Annotated in this window: 22 protein-coding genes and 1 pseudogene; 11 read left to right on the top strand and 12 right to left on the bottom strand. The window is 54.7% G+C overall.

Annotated features, from left to right (window positions below; all coding sequences use genetic code 11):
• Positions 1 to 101: 101 nt before the first annotated feature.
• Positions 102 to 1,133 (top strand): AI-2E family transporter, encoded by a 1,032-nt coding sequence (locus AC6I8X_RS20635; protein ID WP_497841316.1) that lies wholly within the window; start codon positions 102 to 104, stop codon positions 1,131 to 1,133.
• On the opposite strand, the gene AC6I8X_RS20630 is transcribed toward AC6I8X_RS20635, so the two are convergent.
• Positions 1,122 to 3,851 carry a cation-transporting P-type ATPase gene (locus tag AC6I8X_RS20630; protein WP_299450261.1) on the bottom strand — a complete coding sequence of 910 codons (2,730 nt, stop codon included), beginning with the start codon at positions 3,849 to 3,851 and terminating at the stop codon, positions 1,122 to 1,124. The genes AC6I8X_RS20635 and AC6I8X_RS20630 overlap by 12 nt on opposite strands.
• 461 nt (positions 3,852 to 4,312) lie before the next feature.
• Between AC6I8X_RS20630 and AC6I8X_RS20625 the strand changes: the two genes are divergently transcribed.
• From AC6I8X_RS20625 to AC6I8X_RS20615, 3 genes are read left to right on the top strand one after another with little or no spacing between them, the layout of a single operon-like run.
• Positions 4,313 to 5,401, top strand: coding sequence for an efflux RND transporter periplasmic adaptor subunit (locus tag AC6I8X_RS20625; protein ID WP_313685098.1), 1,089 nt, complete (start codon positions 4,313 to 4,315; stop codon positions 5,399 to 5,401).
• Complete coding sequence (locus AC6I8X_RS20620) at positions 5,401 to 8,463, top strand: efflux RND transporter permease subunit (RefSeq protein ID WP_497841315.1); 3,063 nt, start codon at positions 5,401 to 5,403, stop codon at positions 8,461 to 8,463. The genes AC6I8X_RS20625 and AC6I8X_RS20620 overlap by 1 nt, the downstream gene beginning before the upstream one ends.
• A complete protein-coding gene (locus tag AC6I8X_RS20615) occupies positions 8,456 to 9,421 on the top strand; it encodes an acyltransferase family protein (RefSeq protein WP_313685092.1) in 966 nt (321 codons plus the stop codon). The genes AC6I8X_RS20620 and AC6I8X_RS20615 overlap by 8 nt, the downstream gene beginning before the upstream one ends.
• Positions 9,422 to 9,463: 42 nt before the next feature.
• Here AC6I8X_RS20615 and AC6I8X_RS20610 read toward each other — a convergent pair whose 3' ends face one another.
• The gene (locus tag AC6I8X_RS20610) at positions 9,464 to 9,817 is read right to left on the bottom strand and encodes a DUF1428 domain-containing protein (protein WP_208717807.1); all 354 of its coding nucleotides are present in this window, start codon (positions 9,815 to 9,817) and stop codon (positions 9,464 to 9,466) included.
• A 169-nt stretch (positions 9,818 to 9,986) separates the two neighbouring features.
• On the opposite strand from AC6I8X_RS20610, the gene AC6I8X_RS20605 reads away from it, so the two are divergent.
• From AC6I8X_RS20605 to AC6I8X_RS20595, 3 genes are all read left to right on the top strand, one after another.
• Positions 9,987 to 10,265, top strand: a complete 279-nt coding sequence (locus AC6I8X_RS20605) for a type II toxin-antitoxin system RelE/ParE family toxin (RefSeq protein ID WP_497841418.1) — start codon at positions 9,987 to 9,989, stop codon at positions 10,263 to 10,265.
• Complete coding sequence (locus AC6I8X_RS20600; protein WP_313685088.1) at positions 10,265 to 10,570, top strand: HigA family addiction module antitoxin; 306 nt, start codon at positions 10,265 to 10,267, stop codon at positions 10,568 to 10,570. Before AC6I8X_RS20605 ends, AC6I8X_RS20600 begins: the two co-directional genes overlap by 1 nt.
• 113 nt (positions 10,571 to 10,683) lie before the next feature.
• Positions 10,684 to 11,370 (top strand): RipA family octameric membrane protein, encoded by a 687-nt coding sequence (locus tag AC6I8X_RS20595; RefSeq protein ID WP_313685086.1) that lies wholly within the window; start codon positions 10,684 to 10,686, stop codon positions 11,368 to 11,370.
• Between the two features lie 22 nt (positions 11,371 to 11,392).
• Here AC6I8X_RS20595 and AC6I8X_RS20590 read toward each other — a convergent pair whose 3' ends face one another.
• Positions 11,393 to 11,647, bottom strand: a complete 255-nt coding sequence (locus AC6I8X_RS20590; RefSeq protein WP_299450270.1) for a hypothetical protein — start codon at positions 11,645 to 11,647, stop codon at positions 11,393 to 11,395.
• Here AC6I8X_RS20590 and AC6I8X_RS20585 point away from each other — a divergent pair.
• Entirely contained in the window at positions 11,615 to 11,764 is a 150-nt protein-coding gene (locus AC6I8X_RS20585; RefSeq protein WP_497841429.1) for a hypothetical protein, read from the top strand. The two genes, AC6I8X_RS20590 and AC6I8X_RS20585, sit on opposite strands and share 33 nt — an antisense overlap.
• Before the next feature lie 32 nt (positions 11,765 to 11,796).
• Positions 11,797 to 12,129: a gamma-glutamylcyclotransferase family protein gene (locus AC6I8X_RS20580; RefSeq protein WP_313685082.1), complete on the top strand. Its 333-nt coding sequence runs from the start codon at positions 11,797 to 11,799 to the stop codon at positions 12,127 to 12,129.
• 99 nt (positions 12,130 to 12,228) lie between these two features.
• Here the strand turns inward: AC6I8X_RS20580 and AC6I8X_RS20575 are convergent, their stop codons facing one another.
• Positions 12,229 to 12,456: a hypothetical protein gene (locus AC6I8X_RS20575; protein WP_497841314.1), complete on the bottom strand. Its 228-nt coding sequence runs from the start codon at positions 12,454 to 12,456 to the stop codon at positions 12,229 to 12,231.
• Between the two features lie 155 nt (positions 12,457 to 12,611).
• Between AC6I8X_RS20575 and AC6I8X_RS20570 the strand changes: the two are divergent.
• Together AC6I8X_RS20570 and AC6I8X_RS20565 are read left to right on the top strand one after the other, a co-directional pair.
• Positions 12,612 to 13,798: pseudogene (locus tag AC6I8X_RS20570) on the top strand (low temperature requirement protein A).
• 29 nt (positions 13,799 to 13,827) lie between these two features.
• Positions 13,828 to 14,775: a LysR family transcriptional regulator gene (locus AC6I8X_RS20565; protein ID WP_313685074.1), complete on the top strand. Its 948-nt coding sequence runs from the start codon at positions 13,828 to 13,830 to the stop codon at positions 14,773 to 14,775.
• Here the strand turns inward: AC6I8X_RS20565 and mdcH are convergent.
• From mdcH to mdcA, 8 genes are all read right to left on the bottom strand, one after another.
• Positions 14,757 to 15,668 carry a malonate decarboxylase subunit epsilon gene (mdcH, locus tag AC6I8X_RS20560; protein WP_313685072.1) on the bottom strand — a complete coding sequence of 304 codons (912 nt, stop codon included), beginning with the start codon at positions 15,666 to 15,668 and terminating at the stop codon, positions 14,757 to 14,759. The two genes, AC6I8X_RS20565 and mdcH, sit on opposite strands and share 19 nt — an antisense overlap.
• Positions 15,665 to 16,270 (bottom strand): malonate decarboxylase holo-ACP synthase, encoded by a 606-nt coding sequence (locus AC6I8X_RS20555; RefSeq protein ID WP_313685070.1) that lies wholly within the window; start codon positions 16,268 to 16,270, stop codon positions 15,665 to 15,667. Before AC6I8X_RS20555 ends, mdcH begins: the two co-directional genes overlap by 4 nt.
• A gap of 2 nt (positions 16,271 to 16,272) precedes the next feature.
• Positions 16,273 to 17,232, bottom strand: coding sequence for an AEC family transporter (locus AC6I8X_RS20550; protein ID WP_313685068.1), 960 nt, complete (start codon positions 17,230 to 17,232; stop codon positions 16,273 to 16,275).
• 131 nt (positions 17,233 to 17,363) lie between these two features.
• The gene (gene mdcE / locus AC6I8X_RS20545) at positions 17,364 to 18,152 is read right to left on the bottom strand and encodes a biotin-independent malonate decarboxylase subunit gamma (protein WP_497841313.1); all 789 of its coding nucleotides are present in this window, start codon (positions 18,150 to 18,152) and stop codon (positions 17,364 to 17,366) included.
• Positions 18,149 to 18,985: a biotin-independent malonate decarboxylase subunit beta gene (locus AC6I8X_RS20540; protein ID WP_310617673.1), complete on the bottom strand. Its 837-nt coding sequence runs from the start codon at positions 18,983 to 18,985 to the stop codon at positions 18,149 to 18,151. Before AC6I8X_RS20540 ends, mdcE begins: the two co-directional genes overlap by 4 nt.
• Positions 18,978 to 19,277: a malonate decarboxylase acyl carrier protein gene (gene mdcC, locus AC6I8X_RS20535; RefSeq protein ID WP_313685062.1), complete on the bottom strand. Its 300-nt coding sequence runs from the start codon at positions 19,275 to 19,277 to the stop codon at positions 18,978 to 18,980. The genes AC6I8X_RS20540 and mdcC overlap by 8 nt, the downstream gene beginning before the upstream one ends.
• Before the next feature lie 9 nt (positions 19,278 to 19,286).
• Entirely contained in the window at positions 19,287 to 20,153 is an 867-nt protein-coding gene (locus AC6I8X_RS20530) for a triphosphoribosyl-dephospho-CoA synthase (protein WP_497841312.1), read from the bottom strand.
• Positions 20,153 to 21,808, bottom strand: a complete 1,656-nt coding sequence (gene mdcA, locus AC6I8X_RS20525) for a malonate decarboxylase subunit alpha (RefSeq protein ID WP_497841311.1) — start codon at positions 21,806 to 21,808, stop codon at positions 20,153 to 20,155. Before mdcA ends, AC6I8X_RS20530 begins: the two co-directional genes overlap by 1 nt.
• Positions 21,809 to 21,868 lie beyond the last annotated feature (60 nt).

The following is a 21,868-nucleotide window of genomic DNA, read 5'->3' as shown; positions in this document are numbered from 1 at the left end:
GTATTATCTGCTCATCTGAGGTGATTCACTATGCCGGGTCAAAATATTGCAGATATAGTTATTGCAAGATCAACAGCATTAACTTCAGGGAATTGACGAACATGAGCTGGTTTACGCCGTGGCCGCAGTTATCGCGTGTACTGATTTCACTTGCCTGTCTGACATTGATTTTGTTCGGCTTGCATCTGTCCGCGCATCTGATTAATCAGGTGCTGCTGGCAATGCTGCTTTCCATCATGCTGGATCCCCTGGTGAGCTGGTTCGAGCATAAACGCATCCCGCGTATTCTCTCCTCGCTGCTGATTATCTCGGTATTGCTGCTGATCATCGTGGTGACCATTATCAAACTGACCGTGTTAACCCCGGATTTGATCCTGCTGAGTCGCCAGACGCCGCTGTTGCTGACGGCAAGATTGCAGGAGGTGACTCAGGCCCTGGATCACATCGGCATTGCCCTGGCACCGGACGAAATGCTGGCGTTTGTCGATGCCGGGGCTATCGTTCGCTGGGTCACCGCTTTCCTGACTCAAATCCCCGGCGTGCTCTCATGGTGGGTGATGGTTTTCCTGATGCTGCTGTTTATGCTTTACGAACTGCCGTTGCTGAAAAATGCGCTGCACAAACGTGCGCAGGGCGACTCACCGGCGATTTATCTGGCGCTACAGGAAGGGATTCAGAGTGTCATTGTCTATGCCAGGGTTAAGACACTGACGGGAATCTTCGGTGGTCTGATCGTCTGGGGTGGCGCACAGTTACTGGGATTAAAATTCGCCTTTTTCTGGGGCGTATTGATGTTTGTTTTCAATTACGTGCCGGTGCTGGGTTCCTTTATGGCCGCCATTCCGCCCGTGGTACAAAGCTATCTCGCGTTTGACCTGGAAATTGCCTTCGTCATCGCAGGATTTTTTGTGGTGTTAAACCTGACGCTGAGTTCCGTGCTGGAGCCGCTGATGGTGGGTAAACGGCTGGATATGTCATTAACCAGCCAGCTGCTGGCCTTTTTGTTCTGGCAGGCCGTGTTGGGTATTACCGGTGCCATTCTGGCAATTCCCCTGACCTACCTGATCAAAAAAGTCCTGCTGGCCAGTTTCCGGCAACAGCAGGACTCAATATCAGCGAACTCAGGTCAGTGACTGGGTTTTCACCCCACGCCACGACCGTGTCAGACGTTTTTCAATCTCAACCACAATAAAGATGGCGATACTGACAATCAGCGAGATAAACCAATAATTAATCGGTAACGGACGGGTGCCGAACAACGTATTCATCAGCGGGATATAAATGATGATCGCCTGAAGCACGATCAGCACCACCGTCACCAGCCAGATACCCTTGTTCTTCATCAATCCGCTGTCGAGGGAGAAGCCTTCCGAATTACGACAGTTGATCATATAGGCCCACTGCGCCGTCACCAGCATTTGCAGCAGCACGGTACGAATAAATTCCGGGCTGTAGCCACGCGGTTGTAGCCAGGCTTCCAGCACAAAGGCGCTGATGGAAATTAACAAGCCGACAAAAATGACACGCCAGATGGCATATCCATCCATCACATGCGCCTTCACATTACGTGGGGGACGGCGCATGGCATTGGCTTCTGCCGGTTCAAATGCCAGGCCAAAAGACAGCGTGGCGGAGGTCGCCATGTTCATCCACAGAATCTGCACCGGGGTGAGCGGCAGCAGATTCCCCATCAGGATGGCGATAATAATCAGTAAGCCCTGCGCCAGGTTGGTCGGCATGATAAACAGGATGGTTTTCTTCAGGTTGTCATACACCCGCCGCCCTTCTTTGACCGCGGCGGCAATAGTGGCGAAGTTGTCATCCGCGAGGATCATATCCGCCGACTCTTTCGTCACCTCGGTACCTTTGATCCCCATGGCGATACCGACGTTGGCCTGCTTCAGCGCTGGTGCATCGTTCACACCGTCGCCGGTCATACCGACGATTTCGCCGCTCGATTCCAGCGCTTTTACCAGGCGTAATTTATGCTCCGGGCTGGTACGGGCAAAGATGTCATAGGTTTTCGCCGCCTGCGCCAGTTCCGCATCGTTCATATGCTCAAGTTCATAGCCGGTGACCGCTGATTTGCTGTTGCCAATACCCAGCATCTGGCCGATAGCCATCGCGGTTTCCTGATGGTCGCCGGTGATCATTTTGACGCGAATCCCCGCCTGCTGGCAGTCGTGAATGGCCGAGATGGCCTCCGGACGCGGGGGGTCCATCATGCAACCCAGCCCCAGCAATACCATGCCGTTGTTCAGCTCATCATGATCCAGCGAAGTGACCGGCTCTAACATCGGTTTCCACGCAGCAGCGACGGTACGTAACCCCTCACTGGCGTAGGTGGTGATCGCCGCTTCCCAGTAAGCGAGGTCCAGCGGCTCCACGCCATTGGGTGTCTGTTGCTGCTGGCAAAGCTTCAGCAGCACATCAGGTGCGCCAGTCAACACAATGTAAGCTTGTCCGTCCGCAACACAACTCACTGACATGTATTTATACAGCGAATCAAAAGGAAGTTTGCTGATCACCTCAACGGATTTTTTCTGCGCAATACCTTTTGCCGCCAGCACTTTCATCGCACCTTCGGTGGGACCACCGACGATCACCCAGTGCCCGCTGGCATCCTGCCGCAGCTGACTTTCGTTACAGATATCAACCGCATGCAGGAATTGCTGGAACAGCGGATCAGTGGCGGCATTAAGTCCGCTGGCCCCTTCCTCTGCCACAATTTCGCCTTTCGGTTCATAGCTGTTGCCGCTGACGCGCCATTTGCTTTTTGCCAGCACCACCGCTTTGACCGTCATTTCATTCATGGTCAGGGTGCCGGTTTTGTCGGAGCAAATCACCGACATCGCACCCAGCGTCTCAACGGTAGGTAATTTACGGATAATCGCCTGTACGCGCGCCATTGACTGCACGCCGAGTGAAAGGATGATCGAGATAATGGCCGGTAAGCCTTCCGGCACTGCTGCCACCGCCAGGCTGATAACCGAGAGCGCCAGTTCAGGGAAGGGAATATCACGCAGGATGTAACCGAAGATAAACAGCGCAACCATCATCAGCAGGATGATGAAAAATATCGCTTTGCCGAGTTTATCAATCTGGACCAACAGCGGGGTTTTCACCTCTTTCACAGAGCTTATCATCTCGTTGATATGCCCCAGCTCGGTGTCGCCACCGCTGGCCACCACCACGCCCGCAGCGGTGCCGGAACTGACAGTGGTGCCTGAGAACGCGAGGTTAAGGCGGTCGCCCAGTGATTTTTCACCGGACAACGCATCAACATTTTTAGACACCACGGTAGATTCGCCGGTGAGAATCGCCTCCTCCACCCGCAGGTTATGCACGTCAAACAAACGCAAATCTGCCGGGATTTTATCGCCAGGACGCAGCATCACCACATCGCCGGGCACAATATCCTGGGTAGGTACGGTGATTTGTTTGCCGTCGCGCACCAGGATGGCTTCGCTGGCTAACATATTCTGGATACTTTTCAGTGATTTTTCGGCATTACTTTCCTGAATAAAGCCAATTAACGCATTGATCACTGCCACACCGATAATAACAAATGTATCCACCCAATGACCCATCACCGCCGTGATGAGCGCTGCGGCAAATAGGATATAAATCAATACATCTTTGAAATGCGCGATAAATTTCAGTAGTGCTGACTTCTCAGGTTTTTGTGGCAGCGCATTGGGGCCGTACTTTTCCAGGCGCTCATTGGCTGCGGAAGAAGATAAGCCAGACGGTGAACTTGCTAAGTTTTGGAAAGTTTCCTCTGTAGTGCACTGATACCAGGGCTGCCCAGCTAAAACAGCACCTTTATCCTGACCTTGAACATTTTCCATATGGACCCCTAGCTATTAAGCTATTGTTAAAATGAGTTTTTCAACAAAACACACACAAACTGAGGTAATTAGATTTTTAAGACACTGACCGACACTTTCGCCTGAAAAGAAATAATCCAGCTAATGATTTGAATGAGATAAATTAAATCTAATCTATATTATCAGAATGGCAATGTTAGCTTGCCTGTACGTACCGATTCTGTCTTTACACGTCTCTTGTCACCATCAACGACAGAGAGAAAGGGAAATAATAATGGAAATACAGATGGTTAAGTTGGTTTTTGGCTTCGTCATCATGGCAGTTGTCGCCACCACTCTGGTGGGGCTGCTAACCTGGTTCGTGGTATCACATATTTCCTGATAGCTTTTTTGAACTGCAACACAAATGTAGTAATGCTTAAAATTGTTCCTTGTTATCTGATGAATCCATGGCGCGGTATTTTCGGGATGAGGGAAAAATAATGATAAAATACAAGGCAATGCTTTTTCTGCTTTGCTGTGTTCTGATTACCGGTTGTGATGAAAAAAAAGAATCCCCTCCACCGCAACCTCGTGTAATTAAGGCGTTTACCATCGCCGCAGGCAATGCTTCCAATATCCGCATATTCCCGGCACGTATTCAGGCAGGTGATAACACCGACCTCGCTTTTAAACGCGCGGGGCAAATCACGCAGCTGGATTTACGTGATGGGATGACGGTTAAAGCCAATCAAACCCTCGCGTCACTGAATGATACTGATGCACGTCTGCGCGTGAAGGATCGGCAAAATACGTTCCAACTGGCAGAGCGGCAATATCAGCGCTTCCGTTCACTTTCCAACCGCAGCGCCGTGTCGCAGGCTGATATGGATGTGCAGAAATCCAATCGTGATGCTGCCGCCACTGCGCTAAGAATTGCTCAGGAAGAGTTGCAGTTTCTCACCCTGCGCGCCCCCTTTGATGGGGTGATTGCCAGAGTTCAGGTTCGTAATCATCAGGTGGTGGCCGCAGGACAACCCATTGCCTTGCTAACCCGCGCCGATGTGCTGGATGTGATCTTCACCGTGCCGGAAAGTTTGTTTACCAGTCTCGATATCCAGAACGTCAGCTACCAGCCGGAGGTGCAATTTAACGCCTTGCCCGGCAGAACCTTCACCGCCAACTACAAAGAACACACCACGCAAACCGATGCCGCCACCATGACCTGGCAAGTGGTGCTGACCATGCCGCGTCCGGCCGATTTACCCAATGTGGCAGGGCTAAGCGGGTCGGTACGGGTCCAGTTGCATAACCTGCCAAATGCGCCAGCACAATCACGCGTGGTGGTACCCGGTGCTGCGGTGTTCAATCCCGATCGCAGTCCCACCAATCAGCCCCATGTTTGGTTGATTGTCGGTGAGGGCAATGATTTACACGTTAAAGATCAGCAGGTAGAAGTTGGCGATGTCAGTGCCGCAGGCGTTGAGATTATTTCCGGACTCAAACCTGGCGATCGTATTGTGTCAGCAGGAACCGGCGAGCTACGCAATGGCGAAGCGATCCGCATCTGGACCCGTGAGCGGGGGTTATAATGCGGATTTTAGACAACTTTATTAATAAACCCATCCGCATCTGGATGGTCATTCTGCTGCTTGGCGTTGGCGGTATTTATGCGCTGCTCAACATTGGCCGACTCGAAGATCCCCTGTTCACCATTAAAGCCGCGGTGATTGTCACGCAGTATCCCGGCGCATCGGCACAGCAGGTGGAAGAGGAAGTGACGTTACCGCTGGAGAACGCGTTACAGCGGCTCCCTTCACTCGATAACGTCACGTCCATCTCCAGTAACGGCCTGTCGCAGATCACCGTTTCGATTCATACCAGCTACCTGGCAAATCAGCTGCCACAAATCTGGGACGAACTCCGGCGGCGCGTAGGTGATGCCGCGCTTCAGTTTCCGCCGGGGGCGCATACCCCGTTTGTGAATGACGATTTTGGTGACGTCTATGGCTATTTCTTTGTGATATATGGCAAAGATTTCACTAACGACGAACTGCGTAACTACGCCGACCAACTGCGACGTGACCTGGTACTGGTACCCGGCGTGGCCAAAGTGGCAGTGGCGGGTGTGCAGCAGGAACAGATTCGCATCGCCCTCTCCAGCACCAAAATGAGCAGCTATGGCATTACTACGGCACGGGTGGCAGACCTGCTCAGTCGCAGTAACGTTGTTTCTAACGCCGGTAGTATTCGCATTGATGGTGAATCCATCCGTTTTAACCCGACTGGTGAATTTAAATCTCTGGAGGATCTCGCTAACCTGCCCATCTCGCCTCCCGGCACCACGCAAACCCTGCATCTGCACGATATCGCCACCCTGTCACACGGCGTGACCGACACCCCGGATAATCTCTACCATGCCGATGGGCATGAGGCGCTGGCGATTGGTGTCTCCTTTGCGCCGGGCGTTAACGTGATTAACGTCGGTGATGCGCTGACGCAAAAGCTCGACGCTTATCAGCAGGACAAACCGGCAGGCATTTCACTGAAGGTGTTTTATAACCAGGCGCAGGAAGTGAAGCAGTCGGTCGATGGATTTATCCTTAACTTCCTGATGGCACTGGCGATTGTCGTCGGAACGCTGCTGATCTTTATGGGGGTACGCAGCGGTATCGTCATCGCCGCATCGCTGGCGTTCAACGTGCTGGGTACGTTGCTGGTGATGTATTTGTTCGGGCTGGAGTTGCAACGCATCTCGCTGGGCGCACTGATCATCTCGCTCAGTATGCTGGTGGACAACGCCATTGTGGTGGTGGAAGGCATTAAGATCGACCAGCAGCGCGGGAAACCGTTGCAGCAAGCCACCACGCAAATGATTCAACGCACGGCGTTGCCGCTACTGGGCGCAACGGTGATTGCCATCATCGCTTTCGCCCCGATTGGACTGTCCCAGGACTCAACCGGTGAATACTGTAAATCCCTGTTCCAGGTGCTGCTGATCTCCCTGCTACTCAGCTGGATTACTGCCCTGACGCTGACGCCAGTGTTTATCAAATGGAGCGAAGCGCGGCGTAAAGAATTAAAAATGCCGCAACAGGACGATCAACCCCCTTACCAGGGCATTGTGTTTCGCGTCTACCGCCGCACACTGACCGCATTGATTCGCGTACGCTGGCTGACAATTACAGTGATGGTCGCCTGTCTGGCTGCCTCCTTGTATGGTTTCACCTTTGTTAAACAGAACTTCTTCCCCTCCTCCAACACGCCGATATTTTTCACCGATCTCTGGCTGCCCTATGGCACCGATATCAACCATACCGCCGCGACCGCCGCGCAAATCGAGCGTTTTATTAATCAGGAAGAGGGGGTAGCGGCTACCGTCACCACCATTGGTCAGGGCGCGATGCGTTTTACCCTGACTTATGATTCCACCCGTCAGTACACCAATTACGCGCAAATCATGGTGCGGGTGAAGGATGGCCGCCAGCTGGAACGTATCGCCTTAGCGACTGAGCATTATATTCAGCAGCAATATCCGCAGGTGAATGAACGCATTAAACGTATTCAGTTCGGCAGCGCCAGTGACAGCGCGATCGCCCTGCGTGTTATCGGTCCGGATCCTGATACGCTGCGCCACATTGCCAGCCAGATCGATGGTATTTTCCAGGCTGATGGCACCACGTTCCCGGTGCGTAATGACTGGCAGGAGCGTAGCAAAGTTATCCGCCCACAATACTCGGCATTGCGCGGGCAGGAACTGGGTATCGATAAACGCGATATTGATCAGGCGTTACGTATGAATTTCAGCGGGGATGCGGTGGGTATCTTCCGCGATGGTTCGCGGCTGATCCCGGTGATGTTGTTTCCGGCGGATGATGAACGCCAGAATATTGATCACATTGCCAACATTCAGTTATGGAGCAACTCATTACAACACTTTGTTCCGCTCAGCAACGTGGTGTCGGATTTCCGTCTTGAGTGGGAAGACCCGTTGATTATGCGCCGGGATCGTATGCGCGTATTAACGGTGCAAACTGACCCGGACCCCGCCCTGGGGTTCACTGCGGCGCAGGTAGTGGCGCGGGTGCAGCCACAAATCGAACAGCTGAAGTTGCCGCCCGGTTATCGTCTCGAATGGGGAGGTGAGCTGGAAAGTTCACGTGAAGCGCAAAGTGGGTTGCTGAGTTCGCTGCCGATTGGCTTCCTGGTGATGTTTGTTATCACCATCCTGATGTTCAACTCGCTGCGCGATGCGGTGGCAATCTGGATCACCGTACCGCTGGCCTTAATCGGCGTCACCTGTGGCTTCCTGCTGACCGGTATTCCGTTTGGCTTTATGGCGCTGATTGGGTTACTGAGTCTCTCGGGAATGCTGATCCGCAATGGCATTGTCTTGCTTGAAGAAACCCGCCAGTTCCGACAGCAGAAATCGCTACAGGACGCGATTCTGGATGCGGCGACCTCGCGTTTGCGACCGATCCTGCTGACGGCATTTACCACCGTATTGGGTCTGTTGCCATTGTTGCGCGATGTCTTTTTCCAGAGCATGGCCGTGGTGATCATTTTCGGCTTAGGTTTCGCCACGGTGCTGACTTTGCTGGTGCTGCCGGTGCTGTATCGCTGTTTCCATGCAAAGGAAGCTGTTGATGAATAACACCGGGCTTAATCTGTTGAAGACGCTGGCCTGCATGACGGCAGTGTCTTTTTTCACCCTGTATCAGAGCTATGATCGCTATAACTACAATTACAGTCTGGCCCTCAACATCCTGAGTTTTATTTCCACTATTGCCACGCCGCTCTACTTTTTACTGAGCGGCTATATCGACAGCGGGCAGAAACACAGCCCCAGCTGGCAACTGGATAAGATTCGCCGCATTTTGTTGATTTTTCTCTTCTGGTTTACCTTTTTCTGGTTCGCCGGGGTGCAGAACAAAGGCTATCTGATTCAGCCGTGGTTTATGATTTCACTGATTTTAATTTACGTGTCACACCCCCTGATTGACCGGTTAATGTTGTTTCCCGGCAGAACGGCAGCGATTATTTTTATCCTGTTACTGGCCGCATTTTTATATGACATTCTCGCGATATTGTGGCCGGACAACCGGGCGTTCTCACTGCTACCGCAATACCGCATCTGGACCTGGGTGCTGTATTACCTCTCCGGCCGTCTGATGGCGTTGCCGATAGTGATACAAACGCTGCAATCGGTGCGGGTGGTGCGGCTTAGCCTGCTGTTGCTGCCCGCGGTGTATCTTTTTACCTGGCTGTATGAACGTTACTACTTCATCGCCCGCTTTATCTCTACCGGCAATGATTTCGTCCTGACAGGGTCGCAGGTCTATTTTCTGGTGATCTTGATAGCCATCAGCGTTAACGGCATCACGCTGCCTGCGCACTGGAAAAAGCTACCGGCGGTCTTCGCCACTCTGGGTAAAACCATGACCGGCGTCTATATCCTGCATTATCTGGTTTTCAATATTCTGGCGTGGGCCATCAGCATCCGATCGGTGGTGGATAAGCTATTGGTCATTGCGCTGACGGTAGCACTGGCGATGCTGATTTCGCTGGCAATGCTGCAAATTCCGGGCGTCAAAAAGCTGATTAGTTTGTAACGGGGATGGCTGGCGGCACGCCGCACAGCCAGGAGTGCCTTGTCATTCATCGAGCAGCGGAGCGAAACCGCCATAAATCATGCGCTTGCCATCAAACGGCATATTTTCGCCCATCTCTTTCATCCGTGGGTCGGCCATCAGTTTTTTATTAGCCTCATCACGCACTTCTTTCGAAGGGTATTCAATCCAGCTAAACACCACCGTTTCGTCCTCTTCCGCTTTTACCGCCATGCGGAAGTCGGTGGTTTTACCGTCCGGTACATCATCTGCCCAGCATTCAACGATGCGCGTCGCGCCAAACTCCTTAAACAAAGGCGCGGCTTTGGCCGCCATCGCCAGATAAGCCTCCTTATTATCTACCGGAACCGCCACAACAAATCCGTCAACATAGGACATAGGTAATCCTCCGTCGTCAACCTCGCGATCGGTGATGATCGCGAGAGGTAGTCTACGTGAGCTAACTAAACTGGGTTTGCGTGATGGGCCGCAAAATCACCAACCAGTGTTGCTCACTGAGGAACACCGCCGTATGATGTTCCACATCAGGCAACACTGGGATGCACGGATGATAAAGAGTTGGAAACACAGTGGACTTCAGGAGTTTTTTGAAACCGGCTCAACCAGGAAGATCAATGCAGCGCATGAAAAGAGATTGCGTGAGAGGCTTCGCGTAATCGACCTCGCCGAAAAAGTGGAAGATATGAACCTTGGCGGCTATAGGCTGCATGCTTTAAAAGGTGACCGCCGCGGCATCTGGTCTATCACCGTCACAGGTAACTGGCGTATCACTTTCGAATTCAGAGACGGCAATGCCTTTATTTTGAATTATGAGGATTATCACTAATGAGTATGCACAACCCCCCACATGCCGGTGAAATTATAGCGGGCATAATGGAAGATCTGGATATTGGGATCAGGGAGCTGGCTCGGGCATTGGCTATCGCACCATCAACTGCTTCACGTATGGTTTCTGGTACTACAGCTATCACACCTGAAATGGCAATCAAGCTAGCAGCTGTACTGGGTAGTACTCCCGAGATGTGGTTAAGAATTCAGGCTATTTATGACCTGGAGAGAGCGCAAAAAACTGTTGATCTGTCTGCACTTAACACCAGTTATAACCCCGGTTCGTTACAGAAAACTAACTAACAAACTGACGCCTGCCCGTTCACTCGGGCATTTAACTTTGATACTCACCCGTCCCTTTAACCTCCTCAATGCGTTAAACTTTCACCCACCTTCGTTAAGTCACACGGAATTTTATGCGTATTACCATCGAACAGGCCGATCAGCCTTTTATCCATAGCTTTTTTGGCGAGAAAATTGACAGCATTGATGCGGATTCTGCGCAGGCAAACCCGCTGCGGCAGGCGCTACAGGTGGCGCGTCAGCAGGTAAACCAGGAAGCAGAGCTGAACTGGAAACGCGGTGCGATATTTATCGTGCTGTTTATATTTCTCTACGCGGCGCTGGGTGCATCACTCACGCTGGACCTCAGCACCAAAGACACCAGCCATAAAAGCATCGCGTACGCACTGGAAGCGGTGCCGGTCCTCATCGCTTTTTCTGGCTTTTTCCTCTCGCTGCTGTTTCTGTTCTTTACCCGCAGCAGCGCACGTCGTGCACGGAACTGGGAACGCAGCATTTTGTTGCTGGAAAAATATACCGGCACCAATCTGAGCCAGCAGATTAATGCGATGGGTGCGCGCACCACACATTATTCCTTCTCAGCGATCATGACTTCCCTGGCGCTTTTTATCAGCCTGACCTGGGTGGTCATGTATAACTTCTTCACCTTTACCACCAGTGGCGTGATCGGCAGCGTTATCTCGCTGTTTATTACCACCATGACCTATGTGATCCTGGATATTCAGCTGTTGAAATCCGGTAAGCAGAGCGAGATTGATGAACCTCTTGTCCCTGCTGACGATGATAAAGAACAGCCCTAAGTATGAATCGCCCCTGGTAGATTCAGCACGCTTCCGCTATCACCTCCACCAGGATTAAGGGACAACGCTTCACCCGGCACGCCTGGGAATAAGCCAGTGAACATACCGAACACAGGTCCCGCACCTCAGACTGGTATTGATATTCGGTGAAATAACGGAAGCGGCCACTGTCAGGCTCAGTACGCCAGAAACGTTGTGGTTCGAGAATTTCATCAAGCTGCCTGAAAGTCAGGGCTGAGGGGTTATGAAACCCCACTCTTACGCGATAGATAGTCATAACCTGATTATTCGCACCCTGCACGCTACCAGCCAGACGTTATTGGTTTTCAATGCGATAGACTTTGCTTATCAGCTTTCCTGTGGTGCAGGTGACATCCCACACCACGGGCGCTAAAGTGGTTCTTTTGTTTGATTTTACGAGGGAAAATGAAACCTTTATTTGTCTACGGCACGCTGTGCCCGGGCCGTTCCAATGCGCATATTCTGGAAAACATCGGCGGCGACTGGCTGGCGGGCTATGTGACTGGCACCTTCTTCGAACGTGGCTGGGGCGCAGCGGCAGATTTCCCGGGTATCGTGCTGGATAAAAACGGCCCGCGCGTGGCGGGTTATTTGTTTTTGTCAGATCAGCTGGATGTCCACTGGCCTATGCTGGATGAGTTTGAAGATGGCTATGACCGGGTGGAGGTTGATGTCACGACGTCACAAGGCCAGCAGGTGTCGGCGTGGGTGTATCAGTTACAGCCACGGGGTGAGTAACATTTTGCAGGTTCGCAAAAATTACGGTTGACGAAAATATAGACCTTATTGATAATAAAAAACGGCGGCACAGTGGGTTTGACCGTGCCGCCGGAAAAACTACTTTTTACGTTTGTGGTTTATCCTGGGGGGCCGACGTTGCAGCGTTTGCCCCCTTAGTTTTTTCCACAACCGCCGAACCAGAAGTCCGGTCAAAACAACAACCACAATAACGGTATATTTCCCCGCCTGTGTTGCCGCCCCTGTCCAGCAGTGCTGGATCAGCGCTTCCGCGTCCCCTGCAAAGCCAGCCAGTTCCAGCAGTTTTAATACTAAATCGCACATCATTGTGCCCTCTTTAAAGCCGGGAAGCCCCCGACAAGGAGAAGGCGGCACAAATTTAGCGCAAATATCTTATGTTGAATGATAACGTCACGCAACTATCGATAACCTCTTAATATGTAAGTTGACTCCACCGTTGATCCTCTGCTGAGGGAAGTGCCATGACCGATGAAGATAGCCGTCTGCATTCGCTACTGCGCCAGCGTGACGGGCACCATGCCCATGTCACCTGGGAAGAACTGTTTTTCGATCTGGTTTACGTCTTTGCGGTAACGCAGCTCAGCCATTCCCTGCTGCATGACCTTAGCGCCAGCGGCATGCTGCATACGCTGATTCTGTGGTTTGCCGTCTGGCTCGGCTGGCAATACACCTGTTGGGTCACCAACTGGTTCAGCCCGGAAACCCCGCAGATCCGCGCGCTGTTATTTGTGGTGATGGCGGCGGCGCTGATCATGGCCGCCGCCAAGCCTTCGGTGATAAGGCAGGTTATTTCGTTGCTGCCTACGTGATTATCCAGGTGGGACGCACGGCCTGGATTGTCTGCCTGCTTGGTCAGCACCATGCGCTGACCGCCAACTATCGTCGCATGCTGGTCTGGTTGCTTATCTCGGCGGCGTTATGGTGTGCCGGGGCGCGTAGCAATGACGGTCTGCGTACCGCATTGTGGGCGTTAGCCGTGTTATGTGAGTACCTTTCACCCATGAGCGGATTTGCCTTTCCCGGCATGGGGCGATCCTCCACACGCGACTGGACCATTGAAGGAGGACATCTCACCGAACGTTGTCAGCTGTTTGTCATCGTGGCATTGGGAGAAACGCTGCTGGCAACCGGCGGCAGCCTTGCCGCCAGTGATGAATGGACGTTTCCGGTGTTGTCGGCAATGGCGGCGACCTTTCTGTCGGCCATGGCAGTGTGGTGGCTCTACTTTGGCACCTCCGGCGAACAGGCGACTCAGGCCATCACCCATTCCACCGATCCGGGCAGGATGGGCGCGATGTTTCATTACGTCCATGTGATCCTGGTGGGCGGCATTATCGTCATGGCGGTGGGCAATGATCTGATCCAGGAAGACCCGACACAAAGCGTCTCGTTCCTGCACGGCGCGGTGATCTGCGCCGGTTCGATCATCTTCCTGATTGGCAGCGCCATTTATAAACGGGTGGTGTACGGCACCATCCCGCTGACGCATATTGTCGGGGCGCTGGTGCTGTGTCTGGCGGTGGGGATTGTGCAACAACTGACGCTGGAACAGGCAGGCTGGCTCACCACCGTCATTATGCTGGTTTCCGCGTTTGCCGAATCCCGGGTACATCGCAGCCGCATGATTAAAATGAAAGGTGTATCATAGCCAGCGAATTCATTTTTAAGCCTTTATCCATGAAACTCAATTTCGATAACGACCTGACGGTGCGTAAGCTTTTTATCTTTTGCACCTATATGGAAAGCGAGAATCTGGCCCGCACGGCAGAAACTCTCGGCATTAGCACCGTCAGCGTGCATCGTGCGTTACATACGCTGGAGGAGAGTCTGCGTTGTCCGTTGTTTGCCCATAAGGGGCGCAATCTGGTGGCGTTACCTGCCGCCTGGACGTTGCTGGAATACAGCAATGAAGCGCTGCAAACTCTGAGCCAGGGGCTGGAAGAGACGCGACGCACGGCGGGTATTGGGCTGGGTCATCTGCGTATCGGCACCCTCTATTCATTGTCGCTGGATACCGTGCCGCGCCTGATTATGAATATGAAGCTGCGCCGCCCCGAGCTGGAGCTGAACCTGACGATGGGGTCGAATCAGGTGCTGACGGGCATGCTGCAAAACAATCAGCTGGACGCCATGATCATCTCGGTGACGGCAACCGAAATCGACCAGAAGGTGTTTGAGCAGGTGGGTTTGTTTCAGGATGATATCTATCTGGCAGTGCCCACTGCCGAGCAGTGCGATTCAACAGCAGATATTGATCTGCGCGACTACAGTGATAAGCCGTTTGTCTCGCTGGATGAAGGATTCGCCACCTTTACCGGCTTCCAGGAAGCCTGTCATGTCGCCGGTTTCGAACCCAATATTGTCACGCGGGTGAATGACATCTTTTCCATGCTGAGTCTGGTGCAGGCCGGGATGGGCTATTCGCTGGTGCCGGGCCGCATGCGCAAACAATACGAACACGATTTGCAGTTTCTTAAACTGGCCGAGCCGTATCAGATGCGCCAGCAAATCGCTATCGTCTTTGCCCGCAACCGCGAACACGATCCCAACCTGCTGGCGCTGGTGGCAGAAGGTCGAATGTATGCCTTAAGCCTGCAACATAAGGCTCAGCGCCCCTCGTCCTGATGCAGGCGGGCATAGAGATGATGCACCAGTTCCATGCTGCTGCGTTCCAGCGCCAGACACTCACCCTGCGGCTGCGCGCTGCGGGTGAGCCCGGTCAGCACGCCGCCAGGCGGCATTTCAAGCACCAGCCGTACTTCGCGCTCCTCAGCCGCGACCATCGCCTCATGCCAGCGTACCTGGCGCGCCATATTCAGCGCCAGATCATCCGCAATACGTTCCGGCTGCCACAGCACACGCGCGCTGTTGCCACTCAGGTAAGCACAACGCGGACGTTGCAGGGCCACCCGTTGCATCGACGCCACCAGCTTACTCGCCGGTTCAGCCAGTAATGCGCAGTGGGAGGGTACGCTTACCGCCAGACGTCGGACACAACGCGCCCCGCGCGCGCGCGCCGCATCACCGACGGATTGCATCGCCTGCTCGCTACCGGCGATCACAATTTGTGTTTCCGAGTTGATGTTGGCGATAAAACTGTGCTGGTTATCCACCAGCGGTTCAACCTGCTCCAGTGGCAAACCGTTGATCGCCGTTAGCCCATAGCCGTGCGGATACGCGCTTTCCATTAAGTCACCACGCAGGGCAACCAGCCGCAGGGCATCAGCAAAATCCAGCGCCCCAGCAATCACCGCCGCCGGATAAGCGCCAATCGACAGACCACATACCATATCCGGCTCGATGCCCTGGGCTACCAACCGTCGTGCGGCTGACACCCCGGCAATCAATAACGCCAGCTGCACTGCCCGGGTGTGCTGCAACGCTTCGTGGCTATCCAGCGTCGCCAGTTCATCACCCAGCATCTCCTGCGCCAGCTGCCAGGTTTCATCGCGCGGTAACTCCGCTAACATGCCCGGCCTTTGCGCACCCTGGCCGGGGAAAGTAAATAAGGTTTTCATGGCGTCTCCTCCGCCCAGGGGTTATCCGTCAGGCGCGGCCCACGCGCGGTTTTCAGCAATACCCGTCCGCTACGCAGCCATTCATTCAGGGCAAAACCACCCTGCGGCGTTTCAATCTGGGTATCAGCGCGACAGGGTAACAACGACAGCGCCTGTTGCCAGCGGGCAAAATCCACGGGCTGCCGGGGTTGTGGTGTACGAATCAGCAGATCCAAATCGCTGTCCCGATGTAACACCGGCAACGCGGTTGCCAGCGCGAAACCGGTACTGCCGGTTACACCCCATTCCCACGACCAGGGCTGCTGACGCAACATCACCAGCGCCTGCACCGTCGGATGGTCATTTAACTTCGCCGGGACCACCAGCATTTCGGGTGAGATGATGTGCATCACATCATGCGGGGCGACCCAGGCCGCAGCCCGCTGATGGCGTGCCTGACCACGCACGCCAACCGGAATCAGCCCATCCTTCATCACATCACGCCGCACCACCACCGGTTGCTGGTGGTTCCACAGTTCCGCCACCCAGGGTTCTGTCACCCCAAGTAGCGCTGCATCATGGCGCAGCCAGAGGAGGTCATGTGGACGTGCGGCGAAGTTCATTTTCAGATTCCTGCGGTTAAAGAGATAAACAGCGGCAGCGACAGAATCGACAGCAGCGAGCTAAGCAACAGCACAGCTTCCGCATCCGGTGACTGCACGCCAAAACGGTTGCCGAATACCACGCCAAAGAAACCAGCAGACAGCGCAATCATCAGAATGGCAGTGACCGCGACGGTACCGTGTAAACCAAAGACCAGTACAATACCCCAGGCTATCGCCGGTTGAATCAGCAACTTCGTGACGGTAGAGCTGATCACCATGGTGTTGATTTTCAGTTTGCGCGCCGAGAGGATAACCCCGGTCAGGAACAAGGCAGCGGCGGTGGCTGACAGGCCCAGCGGCTTAATCGACGCCAGCAGCAAGTCCGGCATTTTCACACCAAATGCTGACAGCACCACACCCAGCAACGGTCCCCAGACAATCGGTTTTTTCACTGAACGCCACATCAGTACCGGCAGCATGGCCAGCGTTGAACGTTGTGTTTCACCGGCAGCTCGCGCTTTCTCACGTTCGAGGATCAGCAGGCAGAACGGCGTCATCAGCACGGAGCCGCAGGCGATGGAAACCGCCACCGATAGCGAGGTGGCAGAACCTTCACCCACCACGCTGCCGAGAATCGGCAGACCGAGCGCGGCATAGTTGGGCAGCGCGACGGTCAGCGTCAGTACGGCAGCATCCTGCGGAGACTTTTTAAACACGCCAACAGCAATGAAATACAGTGCTGCATAGGCAATCCACATCGCCAGGGTCAGCACCAAAATCAGTGGCATCTGGGCAACGATACCGCTCCAGGGAGTTTGCACCGTGGCACTGAACAGCGCCGCCGGTAAGGCAAAATCCATCACAAAAATATTGAGTAACGAGACGTTCTTGTTATCGACCATCCCGGCCTTGCCAGCCCAGAAACCCAACAGCATGATGACAAAAATGGGTGCAAGGGCATGAAGAATCACGTAAGTCATAAATCACCTGTTATTAGAAGAGTGAATACTGACGCGATGGTGTTCATTTAACAGATGCTTCAGGTCACCGGGCGTGGATTACACACCCGGTCCTGTCGCTATCCGGCAGGTAAGTCTTTTTTTATTTTTTATTACCAGGCGGCACGCATACGTTCGCGTACCTGCGCAGAAGCCTGGCGGTTGGCAGCTACCTCACCGGAACCACGGCGTGGATCGCGGCGCGCATCGTCAATCGCGGCAGCCAGCGTGTCACGCACCCGCTGGAGATCGCTCGCGGCCGGCGCATCGGGGTCGGCGATATTCAGCAGCGAAGAAAGCAGGCCCAGGGTGGCGTAATTACTGATGTCGTAGGCCATTGGTGGTACGGTCGCCGCCAGTTTTTCCAGCGCTTCCACGGTACGCAGCGTGATACGGGCCGCAGATTCTTTACCCATTGCGTGCACCAGCACACCGGCATCATTAAAGGCAATCAGACGATTGGCCTGATACCCGTGCGCCAGAAACGCCCCGGACATTGCCTTACCGACGATCAACCCGATGACCGGGTGTCCGGCCAGCCGGGCCTGGGCATAGGCACCGGCTGCGCCCGCCAGTGCCTGGTGAATACCAAAGGCTTCTTCACGGCGGCCATACGCCTGGCTGGGGACATCAATCACCGCGACAATCGGGCGTTTGGTCGGTTTGCCAGCATCGGCGGCGATGGTCTGGTGCACCACTTTCGCCAGCGTCCAGCCTTCCAGTAACCCCACTTCCCCTTTGGCGGCACGCGGGTAGCGATTGTGTGCATCCGGGATCACCGCGATATAGCGGACACCGTCGGCATCAGCTGCCAGCACCGAGGGGCACAGGCCCGACATTCTTTCTGCTCCGGCGGTCAGCTGGTTAAACCACAGTTCACCACGGCTGTTCATTGCGCTCATTTGTTCACCTCCGGTGCAAAGACCTGTTGAATCACGGCCGTGCTGGCCTGTTGCTGCGTATCAAAGCGGGATAAACGATCCAGATAGAAGGCATAGTTATCGCTGCGATGCTGCGCCGGTACGCCCTGCGCAATCGCCGTGTCCACCGCTGCCTGCACCGCATTGACGCCATCACCCACCAGCGCTTCCACCAGCCCGCTTTGATAACGAATTTCACCCCCAGTCATGCTCCAGATAAACGGACGGTCGCGCGAGTCGTACTCTTCAATGCCGGCTTCCTGTTCGATAACCTGTGGACCGTTCAGGCCCAGACGTGCTTCGCGGGTGACGATCAGATAGCTGCACAGCGCTGCGGCAATCGACATACCACCAAAACAACCCACCGTACCGGCGACGATGCCGATCACCGGGGTGTAACGCCGCAGGTCAACGATGGCCGCATGGATATCGGCAATCGCTGCCAGGCCGAGGTTGGCTTCCTGCAAGCGCACACCACCAGTTTCGAGGCACAGAATTGCCTGAGTCGGAATGCCTTTACGGTTGTCTTCGGCAGCCAGTTCCAGTGCAGCGGCCATTTTGGCCCCGGACACTTCGCCCATGCTGCCGCCCTGGAAAGTGCCTTCGATAGCGACCACCACGGTAGGTTTACCGTTGCGGGTACCTTTCATTACCACCATGCCATCATCGGCCTGCGGTACGATGCCCTGCTTTTCCAGCCACGGCGACATCACGCCTTCGAAAGGATCGAGCAACTCGCGGGTGCTGCCTGCGTCGAGCAACGCCAGCGCCCGTTGCCGCGCCCGTAACTCAATAAAACTGCTGTCGTTACGCATGAGCGACCTCCTCAAACACCTGTTCAATACGAATACGTGCGACACCCGGTGTAGCGCCAAAGTCATGAATCACCAGCTGGCCCGCAGGCAAATCAGTGAGCTGGGACAGGCGGTTAAACAGCGCTTCCCAGCGCGCCTGACTGTTGTTCACCGACGTGGTAATCGCGATATTCAGGACGTTTTTATCGTCAGCCGTAAACAGCACCTCCATATCACCCGATCCCACAACCCCCGCCAGCGCCTTACCGCTGAGCGTGCGGCTGGACGGGTATGACAACGTTATGTGTTCCATAGCTACCTCTTATTCATTGAGTGGCAATGCGTGAGCGCCCGTCATCCGGTCAAGAAACAATGTGGCGGCCAGTAAATCGGCGGCCCCGCCCGGTGAGGCGTTGAACCCCAGCATCGCGTTATCCAGTTTTTCCAGCGCCCTGCGCCCTGCCGGTTGTGCATAGCCCCCGGCGGCCAGGACCTGACGCGCGCCGTTCTGCAGGGCGCGCAGCGCTGGCAACCCGGCCCGGTGCAATACGCAGGTATCGGTCAGAGAAGTCAGAATGGCCATCAGCGCATCAATGCGCGCCGCCGTTTCATCGGCCCCGTTACGTCGGCTGGCCTGCAACTGCGGCAGCGCCAGTCGGGTGATATGGGGAAAGCCTTGCTGTGCTTCTTCGCGTGCACCGGGAACCCGGAAGCGATGCACCACCCGTAACCCTTTGCTGAAGGTTTTCGGCGCGGCGCGATCCGGCAAGGTTGCCAGCTGAGCAGCCCGCTCACAGATGTGCTGGCTGTTACCCGCCCCTGCCTGCATGGCGCAGGCACTGACCAGCAATCCCAGTGCCCAGATGGCACCGCGATGGGTATTCACCCCGGCGGTCACCATCATCATGTGTCTCTCACCTTCACGCCCCAGTTGCCCGATGGTTTCCCGCAGAGCGATATCCGCCGGACGTTGCCAGCTTTGCTGCGCCAGCGCGTAGAAAGTCGGTGTCAGGCTGCGGGCGGATTGCTCCATCAATGCCAGCGTGAGATCGTGATGTGCACCGCTACCGCGACGATCAACCAGCCCAGGCTTGGGCGTGAGGTTCACTTCTTCAATCAGGCAATCGGTCGCCACCTGCGCCAGCCATTGCAGGCGATGTTCAACCGGTGTGGGTGAGAGTCGTTTCATTACCAGCTCCGGAATTTCGCGGGCGGGTTGTACAGGCCGTCTGACCATTCAACCAGGTCAGCGACGCTACCGGCCGCCAGCAGAGAACGGGTGGCATCTGAACGACGAATACCGATATCTTCCGGGAATACCACTTTGCCGCTGCGGCGCAGTTCGGCGACGCGTTTCGCATCTACGCCCAGACCGATATCGGTGATACCCGCCACCGCCGCCACCATCGCCCGACGCTCTTCAAGGCTGGTGGCGCGATACAGGTAAGCGATACCCTCTTCCGTCAGTACGTGGGTGACGTCATCGCCATAGATCATCACCGGAGCCAGCGGCATACCGGCGCTTTTCGCCACATCAACTGCATCCAGTTTTTCCACAAAGGTCGGTTTCACCCCGGCCTGGAAGGTTTCCACCATCTGCACCACCAGCTTACGGCCACGCTGGAGCGGGTCAGGCTCGTTGATCATTGCCAGCCATGCGGGTGTGGCATGACGACGGCCATGTGGATCGTGGCCCATGTTAGGTGCGCCACCAAAGCCCGCGAGACGGCCACGGGTAACGGTGGAGGAGTTCCCTGAGCCATCAACCTGCAAGGTGGAACCGATAAACATATCGACTGCGTACTGCCCGGCAAGCTGGCACATGGCGCGGTTGGAACGCATGGAACCGTCAGCACCGGTGAAGAAAATATCGGGACGAGCGCGGATGTACTCTTCCATCCCCAGTTCACCGCCGAAGCAGTGCACACTTTCCACCCAGCCGCTTTCGATAGCGGGAATCAGCGTGGGGTGCGGGTTGAGGGTCCAGTGTTTACAGATTTTGCCTTTCAGGCCGAGTTGTTCACCGTAGGTTGGCAGCAGCAGCTCAATCGCCGCCGTGTTGAACCCGATACCGTGATTCAGCGACTGCACCTGATGTTCGGCGTAGATGCCCTTGATGGCCATCATCGCCATCAGGATATGTTCCTGTTTGATCAGACGTGGGTCACGGGTAAATAACGGTTCGATAAAGAAGGGTTTATCTGCCACCACCACGTAGTCAATCCACGAGCCGGGTATATCAACGCGTGGCAGATCGCATTCGTCATCCACCAGTTCATTCACCTGAGCAATGACAATCCCATCGTGGAAGGCGGCGGCTTCGACCAGCGCCGGGGTATCTTCGGTGCTGGGACCGGTGTACAGGTTACCTTTACGGTCGGCTTTGTAACCGGCAATCAGCGCGACGTTGGGCGCTAAATCGACATACAGACGCGAGTACAACTCTATATAGGTATGGATGGCACCGATTTCGAGAATGTTATCTTCCAGCAACTGGGAGATGCGCAGACTCTGCGTACCGGCAAAAGAGAAATCGAGCTTACGGGCGATCCCTTTCTCAAAAATATCCAGGTGCTCACTGCGCCCAACGCTCGGCATGATCATATGCAGATTGTTGACCTTAGCAGGATTGACCTGCGCCAGCATGCGTGAGAGGAAATCGGCCTGTTTCTGGTTATTCCCCTCCAGCACCACCCGGTCACCGGGTGAAATCAACCGTTCAAGCATTTCTACCAGTTGATCGCCCGGAAGCACTTTACCCGCTACCGGTACGGATGCCAGTCTCCGCTGTTTTTCGATGCGCCGCGTGTTCCAGACACGCGGCGTATTCTGTCCTGATGACATGACTAACCTCCTGAATTAGCGAATCTCAATGATTGCTGCAACTGGATTGAGTCTGGTCTT

The organism is Pantoea sp. X-Soil-TKNS-1280 (genome assembly GCF_059730475.1).
Note: the sequence above shows the minus strand (reverse complement) of the source record. Positions and strands in the feature narration are given on the sequence as shown.